The organism is Pontibacter ummariensis, assembly GCF_900188175.1.
Lineage (GTDB): Bacteria > Bacteroidota > Bacteroidia > Cytophagales > Hymenobacteraceae > Pontibacter > Pontibacter ummariensis.
Genome location: NZ_FZOQ01000015.1, coordinates 117,109 through 128,946, shown reverse-complemented (window position 1 = coordinate 128,946; position 11,838 = coordinate 117,109). Strand labels below are relative to the sequence as shown.

Genomic DNA, 11,838 nt, shown 5'->3' with positions numbered 1-11,838 from the left:
GTTCTTACTGTTTACTTCGGTAAAGCAAATGGCTTAGATCGCCTACCCGGAACCAGCGGTAACCATAAGCTTCCAGCATTATGGTGTGGTTTCCCTTCTCGTCTGCCATGCTCTCATCGTTCACCATCAGGTCCACCAGCCTGTACTCTTTCTTTTGCTGGAGGTTCAGGTTCAGTGAAATTACATGGGGCCTTACATCGAAGTTGTGCAATATGACCAGGGAGTTGCCGCGCCAGCAGTAGTACAGGCACAGCACCTGGGGTAAGCCGGTCGGCAGTATTTCCCAATCTCCCCATCCTATTTCTGGACATTCTTTCCGAAGGCGTATCAGGGCCGTCATCCAGTTAAGCAGGGACTCAGGCTTACGGCGCTGGTCTTCCACGTTTATGTGTGAGTAGGCGTAGGGGCCCTGGTCAATAATGGGCTGGACTATCTTTCCGGCCCTTGAGAAACCAGCATGAAGATCATCAGACCATTGCATGGGAGTACGCACTGCCTCCCGCTCCGGTAGGCTAAGGTCCTCGCCCATGCCTATTTCGTCGCCATAGCGTAAGACAGGGGTGCCCGGCAAGGAAAACATCAGGCTGTAGGCCAGTTCTGTCTGCTGGCGGCTTCCCAGCATGGGGGACAGGCGCCGCCGAATACCGCGGTGGTACAGCTGCATGTGCTCTTCCGGGCCAAAGCGGTCAAAAACTTTCTGTCGCTGCTCTTCCGTCAGGCGTCCCAGGTCTAACTCGTCATGGTTCCGCAGGAAGTGGGCCCACTGCGAGGTGGGGTATATGTGGCGGGTGGCTTCCAGTGCCTGTACCAAAGGCTCCGTCTCAGCGGTTGCCAGGGCATAGAACAAGTGCTGATTCACATAAAAGTTAAACATCAGGTGCACCCCGTCTCCCTCTTCACCGAAGTAGTTCTCGCTTTCGTGCGGCAATACATTGGCCTCCCCCAGCAGGATCGCGTTTCCCTTTCGCCATTGCAGAAAGTGACGCATTTCGCGCAGGTACTCAAACTTCATTTCGTGCTCTTCCAGGCCGGGGGTAGGGCATTCCAGAATAAACGGCACGGCGTCCACCCGGAAGCCCGCGATCCCCAGCTGAAGCCAATAGCCCATAATGCGCCGTATTTCCGCACGCACCTCCGGGTTATCCATGTTCAGGTTAGGCTGGAAGTTGTAGAAACGGTGAAAGTAATAGGCTTCGGCCTCTCTGTCATAGGTCCAGGTGGCCTCCTGCACCCCCGGGAAAACCATGCCCTTGTTCCAGTTAGCGGGTCTCTTTTCGGACCACACGTACCAGTCCCGGTACCGTGACGCCGCGCTGCTTCGGGCTTCCAGGAACCAGGGGTGCTCGTTGGAGGTATGGTTTACCACCAGGTCCAGGATCACCTTGATGCCGTGCTTGTTGGCCTGGTGCATGAACTCCACAAAGTCGCCGCTGGAGCCGAACTTACGGTCTACGCCATAGTAATCGTTGATGTCGTAGCCGTTGTCTTTATCAGGGGTGGGCTGAAAGGGAGCCAACCAGATAACATCAACGCCCAGGGCATCCAGGTAGTCGAGCCGGCGGGTCAGCCCCTCAAAGTCCCCGATGCCATCACCGTTTACATCCATAAAGGTTTTGATGTCCAGGTTGTAAATGATGGCATTTTTATACCAAAGGTCCTCTATCATCGGTGTTGTTTATTCAAAGCTGTGTGTTGTTATCTTTTGATAAGGCTTCTTCTTAAACGGTAAAGCGGGGATTACAGCTAATGTTAAGGCCTAATTTTATACCAGGATAGTAGTGAAAGAGAGCCATCTCACTGTTAGCTGTGAGCAGACAGCTATGGCTGTAAAGGCAAGGGAAGAAGGCGTACGAAAGAGGTGAAAAAAAAGAAAGGCCATCAGAGCGGTAGCCTTTCTTGTGTAATTAGCTTGCAAATGTCTGAGCCCTTCAACAAACTATTAAGAGCTGCAGGAGAGCATGGAGCAGCCTGCTTTTTGGTTTGCCCACGCCGGCCGTTTAACCAGGAAGGCATCAGACTTGTCAGAATAAGGTGCTTTTATCGCTTCCTGCAGCTCCCGGAAGAGCTGGTCCTCTCCTTTTTCTAACTCCTCTATCGCCTGGTGCAGGAGGTAATTGCGCAAAATAAAGCGCGGGTTACTTTCGCGCATACGCTTTCGGGATATTTCCCGGGAGCAGGTGTTTTCTGTGATCCGCGCTGTATAACGCTGTATGAAAGAGTAAAGAGCCTCTTTTTCTGCTGCATCCGGTGCTGTATAAAAGCTGTCAGCGAAATGGCTTGCCACCTGTTGGGCATCCTTCAGGTCTAGCGGCAGGTCGATGAGCAGTTGGTAAAAGATGGTCATATCGGGCTGCAGGGTAGCTAAAACCTCTTCAAGATCAACAATAAGGTTCACGTCATTGCCCTTTACCTGGTCCAGTCCCAGCTTGTGGCCCATCATCGTCAGGTATTTCTGTCCGTAGAGGTCGCTATACTCCTCTAAAACGGACACCAGTGCCTTGGTATCCGGGAACAGGGGCGCAAGGGCGCTGGCCAGGCAGCCCAGGTTCCAGTAAGCAATACCGGGTTGCTGGCCAAAGGCGTAGCGCCGGCCTGGCAGGTCAGTGGTGTTCGGCGTGAAATTCGGGTCATAGTTATCCAGGAAGGAAAAGGGGCCGTAGTCAATGCTCAGGCCGAGGACGGACATATTATCAGTGTTCATTACCCCGTGCACGAAGCCTACCCGTTGCCACGCTACCATCAGGCTGGCGGTACGCTCCACCACTTCCTTAAACCAGGCCAGCACTTTGTCCTCTCCCTGTAGGTGCGGGTAATACCGCTCAATGGTCCAGCCAACCAGCTTTCGCAGGTGCTCGACCTCTTTTCTGGCGGCCAGCATTTCGTAGTTGCCAAAGCGTAAAAAGCTTGGGGCCACGCGCATCACGATGGCTCCGGGCTCATAGGCGGCATTGCCGTTGTAAAACATATCACGCAGCACCTGGTCACCGGTCGAAACAAGGCTCAGGGCCCGGGTGGTAGGTACACCGAGGTAATACATGGCCTCGCTCATCAGGTACTCCCGCACCGAAGAGCGCAGCACGGCCCTGCCATCGGCACGGCGGGAATAGGGGGTAGGCCCAGCGCCTTTCAACTGCAGCTCCCAGGTCTTTCCGGAAGCCGTCTCCCACTCCCCTAAGGTAATGGCGCGTCCGTCGCCTAGCTGGCCGGCCCAGTGCCCGAACTGGTGACCGGCATAGCAGGCCGCATACGGCTGCATGGAATCAGTTACAAGGTTTCCGCCCAGTATAGCCATTTCCTCGGGGGTACTTGGTTTTTGGACGCCTAGCTCTCTGGCCAGGTCTTCGGACCACGCCAGTAATCTTGGCTCCGCAACAGGGGTAGGGGATACTTTACTGTACAGTACGCCTGGCGTCTGGCGCGGGCGTTTATCGCCGCTGTCATCGCCTTCGAAGGTATTTACAAATTCATTCTTATATTCTTTTGAGCTCAGGCTCTCCATAGGTCTGGTTTAAATGGTATGTTATTCCGGTACAGCTTTTTGATCTAGCTTCCCCGTTCTTTCTATAACAGGGAATGGCCCAGAATAGTTAAGCCTGGTCCAAGGTCTCCCCTCAAGCGCCTGCTTCCTACCTCTAGTGCTGGCTTTTCTAACTAGGGTTCGAAACTTAAATGATTCCGGACTAAAGCCCTCTCTTACCGTAGACGAAGGGTAAGCGTAGAGTGGCGCCCGGTAGTCAGGCTTAGCAGCTGTACATTAAATACTCGCACGCTTGCTAGCCTGTCGAAAAACAATGGAAAGTGTAGAAAGGAAAGACATGGTTACGAACAGAGACATTTATGATGTGGGCCGCTTAACGGCAAGGCCAGACACTGAAGCGAAAAAAGCCGACTTTAAAAGAGGTGTACAACGGCTGGGCCTGGATGACCAGAAAGACGGCTTTCTGTATGTGCCCGATACTTACAGCCAGGACAAACCGGCTGCCCTGGCCGTTATGTTACATGGGGCAGGGGCTCCTGCCGAGCAAGGCTTGTCCTTGTTGCAGCGCTATGCCGATGCGCATAATATGATCCTTATTGCTCCCGCTTCCCGGGAATATTCCTGGGATATTATCGCCAGCGATGCTTTTGGCGCCGACGTAATTTTCATAGACCAGGCGCTTGAACAGGCTTTTTCCCGCTACCATATTGATCCAACCCGCATCGCCATCGGTGGTTTTTCTGATGGAGCTTCCTATGGGCTTTGCCTCGGCCTGACGAATGGTGACCTGTTTACGCACCTCCTTGCCTTTTCGCCCGGCTTTGCCTATACCATTACGACAGCAGGGGAGCCTGACGTTTTTATCTCGCACGGCATCAAAGACGCTGTGCTCCCGGTTGACCCATGTAGCCGGCGTATTGTAGCGCAGTTGCAGCGCAGGGGCCTACAGGTCAACTACCAGGAGTTTAACGGAGCGCATGAGGTGCCCGAGCTTATCCGCAGGAGCGGTGTGGACTGGTTTACCGGGAACAACGGCAGCGAAAGCCGGTTAACAGGCAATGACTGAGGCCATGAGCACAGGTGAAGGCGGGTGGGCAGGCAATGTTCTTTCACAAGCAGGAAGAAACATTTACCTGTGCCTCCTTTTTCCTTTCCTGGCTTTATGCTTTTCCTGTTTTATCTCTGTGAACTCCTCGTTCGATACTGTTACCACGTAAGACACAGAAGTGAGGATGGTGAGGTCCAGGTCGAAATCGTATTCTGTGGTGACTGAAAGGTGCTTGTTTGGGTTGAGCTCGTACGCGCCATCCACCTTATCGTACACGTTAAACTCGTGCTCTCCCTCTTCCAGGTGCTTAGTGTCTGTGCGCGACAGGCGATCACCGGTAATCACCAGGGGGGTATCCAGTTCATCCACAAACTCAAAGGGCTGAAAGTATTTGCCATCCTTCTTCTGGGTAAGGTACTCTACTTTATCAATGTGCAGCACTATGTCTTGAAGCTGGTCGTCTCTTTGGGTTTTGATGTCGCGTAAATTTCCTGTAAGTCTCATCGTCTGGTATCTTTACCTCCAATCATGATCGGTTTAGGCACGAAAGGTACTCCAATAACCCCTTTTTATAAAGCAAAATTCCTTTGTGCCTGCTAGGTATTTGATAAGCAGTTGTCTATAAGGCTGATTTATAATTTAGGACAAAGCTGCTTAACTTAGCAGCTGTCACTTTTTGTAAAGCACAGTCGAAAGCCCGGTGTCAGCAAAGAAGCCGGGCCTCTCCAACATGATAAAAAATATCCCTGTCTCTTTCCCAAATTCAGATAAAAGTAGTGGTTATGTACGTGTGCGGGGCGCACGCGAGCACAATTTAAAGAATGTAGACCTCGACATTCCCCGTGACGCATTGGTTGTGTTTACCGGTGTCTCTGGTTCCGGAAAATCCTCGCTGGCATTCGGGACCCTCTTTGCAGAGGCGCAGCGGCGCTACCTGGAGTCTGTCTCGCCCTATGCCCGGCGCCTGTTTCACCAGATGTCGGTGCCAGAGGTAGATACAGTGGATGGCTTGCCTCCTGCCGTGGCCCTGCAACAACAGCGGGGCACGCCTACAACGCGCTCCTCGGTGGGCAGCGTAACGACCCTTTCCAATTTGGTGCGCATGCTGTATTCCCGTGCCGGTAACTACCCGCCGGGGCAATCCATTATCTATGCCGATGCTTTTTCACCGAATACGGCAGAGGGTGCTTGCCCTACCTGCCATGGCCTGGGCAAAATCTATGAGGTGACAGAGCAGTCGATGGTGCCGGATGATTCGCTCACGATTCGGGAGAAGGCTATTGCTGCCTGGCCAACGGCCTGGGGCGGACAGAACCTGCGTGACATTCTGGTGACGCTGGGCTATGATGTGGACCGCCCCTGGCACGAGCTGCCGCAGGAAGAGCGGGATTGGATCCTTTTCACGGAGGAACAGCCTGTAGTGCCGGTATACCCGGGCTTGTCACCCGAGGAGACACAGCGGGCCCTACAGCGGAAGGCAGAACCGAACTATATGGGCACCTTCTCGAGTGCCAGGCGGCATGTGATGCACACCTTTGCCAACTCCAACAGTGAGATGATGAAAAAGCGGGTGGCCCAGTACATGCTTAGCGTGGCGTGCCCGCTCTGCCACGGCAAGCGCCTGCGCCCCGAGTCCCTGTCGGTAACCTTTGCGGGCCTGGATATTGCGGATTTCTCCCGTTTGCCCCTGAAACGGCTCGTCAGCCTCCTGCAGCCTTACGCTATTGGCACAGGCGCGAAGGACGGGCAGCAGGAAAACGAGCACCCGGAGCAGGTACTCGTGGCCCAGCGGATTGCTGCGGATTTGTTGGCACGGCTTGAGGTTTTGCTCGATCTTGGCCTCGGGTATCTGTCTCTGGAGCGCAGCACGCCTACCTTATCTCCCGGAGAGCTGCAACGCCTGCGCTTAGCCACACAGCTGTACTCGAATCTTTTCGGGGTGGTGTACGTGCTCGACGAACCCTCTGCCGGGCTCCATCCCTCGGATACCGAAGCACTCCTCTCGGCCCTAGCGCGCCTGAAGGAGGCCGGAAACTCTTTATTCATCGTGGAGCATAACCTGGATGTCGTCCGAAAGGCCGATTGGCTGGTAGACGTAGGCCCGGCCGCCGGGGAAAAAGGCGGGGAGGTACTCTACAGTGGCCCACCTCAAGGCTTAGAGCAAGTGGAAACGTCCCAAACGCGGCGCTACTTGTTTGACCATTCTGAGGGTACCAGTCATACGCCACGTAAACCAACTGCATGGCTGCAATTAGCAGGGGTGGCGCGTAATAACCTGCATCAGCTGGATGTTGCTTTTCCGCTTGGTGTGCTGACGACCGTAACAGGTGTATCGGGTTCCGGTAAATCGAGCCTGGTAAGCCAGGCCCTGGTGGAGTTAGTGTCGGAGCACCTGGGGCAGGAGGTACTTGCTGAGGAAGAGGAAAGCGAAGAACTGGAGCGACAGGAACAGGCCAAAAGTGGCGGCCAGATCACGGCTGGGATGGAGCATATCAAGCGCCTGGTGCGGGTAGACCAGAAACCGATCGGTCGTACACCGCGCTCTAACATGGCCACCTACACAGGTCTCTTCGACCATGTACGTAAGCTTTTTGCCGCAACAAAAGAGGCCCGGAAACGCCGATACGATGCCGGCCGATTTTCTTTTAACGTATCGAAAGGCCGCTGTGAAACCTGCAAAGGAGAAGGCTTCGTGATGGTAGAACTGCTTTTCCTGCCCAGTGTGTACACGCCTTGCCCTACCTGCCATGGCACACGCTACAATGTGAAGACCCTGGAAATAACCTACCGCGATAAAAACATCGCGGAAGTACTGGGTATGACAGTGGATGAGGCCTGGGAGTTCTTTAGCGAAGAGCCCCAAGTGTTGCGGCCGCTCACAGTCTTACGCGAAGTAGGCCTTGGTTACCTGCGGTTAGGGCAGTCCGCTACGGAGTTATCCGGCGGCGAGGCCCAGCGCATCAAACTGGCGACTGAGCTTCAAAAGATGCAGCGCGGAAATACCCTTTATGTGTTAGACGAACCCACCACAGGGCTACACCCCGCTGATGTGGAAAAGCTAATGACGCAATTAAACGGCCTGATAGAAGCTGGTAACACTGTCGTGGTGGTCGAGCATGACATGCGGGTAGTGGCAGGCAGTGATTGGGTACTGGACATCGGTCCGGGAGCAGGAGAGGAGGGAGGTATGGTAGTGGCAGCGGGCATTCCTGCAGAAATAGCGGCTTCATCAGAAAGCCGAACCGCTCCTTACTTAGCTCGTTTTTTAAGGGGAAGGTAGTATGAGGAGAGCTTAGCTCAGAAAAGTTTGTCCAGGTTACGGAGGGGTTGGCAAGACTGAGACTATGTAGCTTTGGGCTGGCTTCTCACCTCGCCGGCTGGGCCTGAGTTTCTCTTCGAAAAAGAGATGAACCACCCCGCCTTCGGCACCCCTCCTTGAAAAAAGGAGGGGAGTGCAAAAGAGCCAAGCAAATTTGTTTGTTGAGAACCCTGCACCTACTCGTTGAACGCTCTACAAAAAAACATCATTCATGTTCTGGGCAAAGGTGTCTGTCTCATAGTTAAGAGATGCCCGTCCCTGGGCAAGCGTCCGCTTGTGTACAGTGACTGACTCCACAAAAAAAGGAAGCAAGTAATTCTATAGGATTAGCAGTAACTATGCTAGCTTAGACAAAATGGTCAAGAAATGACAGAGGTTGAGGAAACAGAGCGTGCAGTCATGAAGCTCGGACACAGGTAGACAAAACAAAAGCCCCGGAGATATCCGAGGCTTTTGCTACAGGTGCCAAAGCACCTATATAACTTTATAGCTTTTTACTACTGCTTTTCGTTACCCAAGCCAGAGCTGCTCTTATGCCCTTTCAGGGTACTGGCGTTCGGCTGGTTGTTGCGGAACTCCTTGTCAGTACTGTCTGCACCACGAGTCGTGGTCGTTGAGTTTCTGTGCGAGCCTTGCGGGCTGTCCTTTTCAAGGTCTGGCTTCGCTTTCTTGGCCCCAGCGCTGTCACCTTCTGTATGAGGCTTGTTCTCGCCGCGTGTGTTTGCAGCACTTCCTGCCTGTGGACCTGTATTGGATTGGCGCTGGTCCTTTAGGTTTCCACCCTCGCCTGCGTGTGATTTTAATTCATTGCTTTTATCTTTCTGATCTGCCATAATCGGTCTCCTTCTTTTATTCAACAAAATTTAATTCCGCCCAGGATTTCTCCCGGGCTACTTTGTTGTACGGGTAATCCAACGGTTTAGATAGGAAAATGCTAGGGGGCACATTTTGTGGAGGTAAAACTAATAATATTAGCTAATATGGTGTGATTACTTCTGCTGTTTAACCTTTTTTACTCTTTTTGCGTAAAAAATTAGCAAAAAGAAGAACATTATGAAATTGAACGTACATGAAAAGCCCTATCTGCCGGAAGGACGGCACGTGGTAAAAATAACGGAAGTAGATGAAGGAAGAAGTGAAAACAAAGATGTGCCCTTCATCAACTGTCGTTTTGAGAACGAGGATGGTTTTATCAACCAACGCTTTTATTTGAGCGAACCCGGCCAGCCAATACTGGCAGCCTTTTTAAAAGCAGCTGGGATAGAAAAGACAGAGGTAGACTCTAAAGAGTTGAAAGGAAAAGTCCTGTCCATTGAAGTGGAGGAGCGTTCTTATGAAGATGCGGAGGGCAAAGAAAAGAAGATAAAACAAGCCACCCACTTCGAAGAAGCCGGTGAAGCAGATACCTCAGACAGATTTTAAGGATAGATGGTAAGACCTATCAGAAAAGGAGCTTGAAGCTCCTTTTTTTATCCACCGTGCACGAGATTGCCGGCGGCCGGGGTATAAATACAGTACTTGCTGCATTTATACCCCCTCATTTCCTTTGTGCTGCTTCAGCTTTTTATCTACGATACTGTCAGCAATTTCTTCCTCTATATCCAAGGCAGAAGTCAGGTAACCGATTAACTCCTTTTCTTTATCGGCTAATACCTCATCAGCAAGAAGTAATTCAATGGTTAAGGCAAAAAGGGTGTTTTTACTCTCAGGGCTTATATATTCCACGCTGTTGTCGATCAGTTGTTTGCTGCCAATTTTAGCGTGCGCCAACAAGACCGCCTTGTAATACTCCCGCACGTTATGCCCCTCAAAGAAGTCTTTATAAGCTAACGTTTCTGCTAACTCATCCAGTTCTTCATCGGCGATGTCCTCGTCTACGGCAATGCAGGCGTGCATAATGGCAATCCAGGCTTCCTGTTCGTTTTGGGGCGTAAAGGTACTTGCTGTTACTGCACTGTATTTCTTGTCGAAAAGTCCCATTAAATAATTCTATTTGCTTCTTTCAGTGTCTGTAGGTTTCTACTACCCCAAATAGCTCCGAAAGTTGCTGCAAATAGTTTTTTTTGACAGAATTGCCCAGCCGCTTCTGTGTATATGCGGCCTGGCTTCCCGGGAAAAATCCATGGCTGCATCTACCTGTAAAACAGTCTGAAAGAACTACAAGGGCAAATCTTATGAAGTAAAGCTAGGGATAAAGTGCAATTTTTATTAATTTTAAAGCTATCACCTTACATTTTCGATAATGCCCGCAAAAATGCTTTGCGCATTTCGTAAATGGTATGCATTGCAAAATGGCAGTATTGCCGTATTAAAAAAATTAAAAATAAGCATGAAAGTACTAGTAATCGGTGCAGGTAACATGGGCCTCACGTACGCCGAAGGAATGGCGAAGTCCCCATTACTGAGTGGTCGCAATTTGATGATTTATGACATCTCTCCGGAGAAGATCCTGGAGTTAAAGAAAATCTCGTATTTCAAGGTGTATGAAACACTGGAGGATTGCGTACCAAAGGCCGATTTGATCTTTATTGCTGTAAAACCCTTTCACAGCGAGGAGCTTTTCGAGAACATAAAGGGGATGGTTAACCAGCAGCAGATCTTTATCTCCCTGATGGCCGGTGTTACGATCGACAAAATACAGAGTTCCCTGGGCATTCGCAAAGTGGTGCGCACGATGCCAAACCTGCCTGCCCTGGTAGGGAAAGGCGTGACGTCCTACACCGGATCAGAGGAAGTGTCGCGGGTAGAATTGCTCACGATCAAAAACTTACTGGACACCACGGGTAAGTCAATCAAGGTTAAGAACGAAAACTTTATCGATGCCTCTACCGGCATATCTGGTAGTGGCCCAGCCTATGTCTTTTACTTTATGCAGTCGATGATGGAAGCTGCGTTAAAGATGGGCTTTAGTGACAGCGATGCCAAAGTACTGGTGAGCCAGACCTTTGAAGGAGCAGTAGAACTCTTCAACCAGCATGACCTGTCGCCAAGCACCTGGATGAACCGGGTAGCCTCTAAAGGAGGTACCACCAGGGCAGCGCTGGACTCCATGGAAGACAACAATGTAAAAGAACGGATTAAAGAAGCAGCCTATGCAGCGTTTAACCGTGCAGTTGAATTAGGGAAGGAATAGGTTGTTGTACTAAAATGATTTCTAATGCATAAGAAAAGAGTAGTTATAAAAGTTGGTACCAACGTAATGACCAACCGGGACAACCGGATTGTAGGACCAATTCTAAAAAGTCTGGTACGTCAAATCGCCCAACTGTATGAGCAGGGGATACAATGCGTGTTAGTTTCTTCCGGGTCTGCCATTGCCGGAAAGGAGATCCTGGGAGAGATAAGCATACAGGATGATTCTGTCCGCAGGCAGGTGTACTCGGCTGTTGGCCAGCCCCGCATGATGCGGCATTACTACAGCCTGTTTCATGATTACGGCCTGCGGTGCGCGCAGGTACTGGCCACCAAAAGGGACTTTAGCCCGGGCCGGCACCACGAGAACATGCTCAATTGCTATGAGGGCCTGTTATCGGAAGGTGTAACGCCCATCGCGAACGAAGATGATGCCGTGTCCCTGACGATGTCGATGTTTACGGATAACGACGAGTTAGCCAGCCTGGTGGCTGAGCTGATCAGTGCAGACATGCTGATTATTTTAACGGATACAGATGGCTTGTACACCGGGCATCCGGATGATGAGAGCTCTGAGTTGCTGCACCAGGTGCAAGTGGAAGAGAACGTAGAGAAGTACGTGCAGCAAACGGAAAAAGGAGAGGCCGAGGGCAGAGGCGGAATGCAGTCTAAGTTAAAGATCGCAAAAGAAACGGCTGCCAAGAACATCGTGACCTATATCGCCAACGGAAAGCGTAAAAACGTGATCCTGGATATCGTGGAAGGCAAAAACGTAGGTACCAAGTTTACCATTTAACCCCGCCTTACTGCTAAATTTTAAGGAAGTTAGTTAAACAGTAAAAGCCCGCCGGATGCACCGTC

10 protein-coding genes are annotated in these 11,838 nt (G+C 51.4%); 5 read left to right on the top strand and 5 right to left on the bottom strand.

Features of this window, described 5'->3' with window-relative positions:
• Window positions 1–4: 4 nt before the first annotated feature.
• Together CHB92_RS16400 and CHB92_RS16395 are read right to left on the bottom strand one after the other, a co-directional pair.
• Window positions 5–1,666, bottom strand: coding sequence for an alpha-amylase family protein (locus CHB92_RS16400; RefSeq protein ID WP_089320309.1), 1,662 nt, complete (start codon window positions 1,664–1,666; stop codon window positions 5–7).
• A gap of 273 nt (window positions 1,667–1,939) precedes the next feature.
• Window positions 1,940–3,499: a protein adenylyltransferase SelO gene (locus CHB92_RS16395; protein ID WP_089320308.1), complete on the bottom strand. Its 1,560-nt coding sequence runs from the start codon at window positions 3,497–3,499 to the stop codon at window positions 1,940–1,942.
• A 292-nt stretch (window positions 3,500–3,791) separates the two neighbouring features.
• Between CHB92_RS16395 and CHB92_RS16390 the strand changes: the two genes are divergently transcribed.
• Window positions 3,792–4,544 (top strand): alpha/beta hydrolase, encoded by a 753-nt coding sequence (locus CHB92_RS16390; protein ID WP_245842650.1) that lies wholly within the window; start codon window positions 3,792–3,794, stop codon window positions 4,542–4,544.
• Between the two features lie 63 nt (window positions 4,545–4,607).
• Here CHB92_RS16390 and CHB92_RS16385 read toward each other — a convergent pair whose 3' ends face one another.
• Entirely contained in the window at window positions 4,608–5,030 is a 423-nt protein-coding gene (locus tag CHB92_RS16385; RefSeq protein WP_089320307.1) for a hypothetical protein, read from the bottom strand.
• Window positions 5,031–5,256: 226 nt separating this feature from the next.
• Here CHB92_RS16385 and uvrA point away from each other — a divergent pair, with 226 nt between their 5' ends.
• Window positions 5,257–7,806, top strand: coding sequence for an excinuclease ABC subunit UvrA (gene uvrA / locus CHB92_RS16380; RefSeq protein WP_089320306.1), 2,550 nt, complete (start codon window positions 5,257–5,259; stop codon window positions 7,804–7,806).
• Window positions 7,807–8,342: 536 nt separating this feature from the next.
• Here uvrA and CHB92_RS16375 read toward each other — a convergent pair.
• Window positions 8,343–8,678, bottom strand: coding sequence for a hypothetical protein (locus tag CHB92_RS16375; protein WP_245842648.1), 336 nt, complete (start codon window positions 8,676–8,678; stop codon window positions 8,343–8,345).
• 220 nt (window positions 8,679–8,898) lie between these two features.
• Between CHB92_RS16375 and CHB92_RS16370 the strand changes: the two genes are divergently transcribed.
• Complete coding sequence (locus tag CHB92_RS16370) at window positions 8,899–9,267, top strand: hypothetical protein (protein ID WP_089320305.1); 369 nt, start codon at window positions 8,899–8,901, stop codon at window positions 9,265–9,267.
• A 105-nt stretch (window positions 9,268–9,372) separates the two neighbouring features.
• Here CHB92_RS16370 and CHB92_RS16365 read toward each other — a convergent pair whose 3' ends face one another.
• Entirely contained in the window at window positions 9,373–9,825 is a 453-nt protein-coding gene (locus CHB92_RS16365; protein WP_089320304.1) for a tellurite resistance TerB family protein, read from the bottom strand.
• A gap of 349 nt (window positions 9,826–10,174) precedes the next feature.
• On the opposite strand from CHB92_RS16365, the gene proC reads away from it, so the two are divergent.
• Window positions 10,175–10,978 carry a pyrroline-5-carboxylate reductase gene (gene proC, locus CHB92_RS16360; RefSeq protein WP_089320303.1) on the top strand — a complete coding sequence of 268 codons (804 nt, stop codon included), beginning with the start codon at window positions 10,175–10,177 and terminating at the stop codon, window positions 10,976–10,978.
• A 24-nt stretch (window positions 10,979–11,002) separates the two neighbouring features.
• The gene (gene proB / locus CHB92_RS16355) at window positions 11,003–11,773 is read left to right on the top strand and encodes a glutamate 5-kinase (protein WP_089320302.1); all 771 of its coding nucleotides are present in this window, start codon (window positions 11,003–11,005) and stop codon (window positions 11,771–11,773) included.
• Window positions 11,774–11,838 lie beyond the last annotated feature (65 nt).

Bases quoted from the DNA above. Each gene is read 5' to 3' on its own strand.
- uvrA (WP_089320306.1), top strand. From the start codon at position 5,257: ATGATAAAAAATATCCCTGTCTCTTTCCCAAATTCAGATAAAAGTAGT.
- proB (WP_089320302.1), top strand. From the start codon at position 11,003: ATGCATAAGAAAAGAGTAGTTATAAAAGTTGGTACCAACGTAATGACC.
- CHB92_RS16365 (WP_089320304.1), bottom strand. From the start codon at position 9,825: ATGGGACTTTTCGACAAGAAATACAGTGCAGTAACAGCAAGTACCTTT.
- CHB92_RS16385 (WP_089320307.1), bottom strand. From the start codon at position 5,030: ATGAGACTTACAGGAAATTTACGCGACATCAAAACCCAAAGAGACGAC.
- proC (WP_089320303.1), top strand. From the start codon at position 10,175: ATGAAAGTACTAGTAATCGGTGCAGGTAACATGGGCCTCACGTACGCC.
- CHB92_RS16370 (WP_089320305.1), top strand. From the start codon at position 8,899: ATGAAATTGAACGTACATGAAAAGCCCTATCTGCCGGAAGGACGGCAC.
- CHB92_RS16400 (WP_089320309.1), bottom strand. From the start codon at position 1,666: ATGATAGAGGACCTTTGGTATAAAAATGCCATCATTTACAACCTGGAC.
- CHB92_RS16390 (WP_245842650.1), top strand. From the start codon at position 3,792: ATGGAAAGTGTAGAAAGGAAAGACATGGTTACGAACAGAGACATTTAT.
- CHB92_RS16395 (WP_089320308.1), bottom strand. From the start codon at position 3,499: ATGGAGAGCCTGAGCTCAAAAGAATATAAGAATGAATTTGTAAATACC.
- CHB92_RS16375 (WP_245842648.1), bottom strand. From the start codon at position 8,678: ATGGCAGATCAGAAAGATAAAAGCAATGAATTAAAATCACACGCAGGC.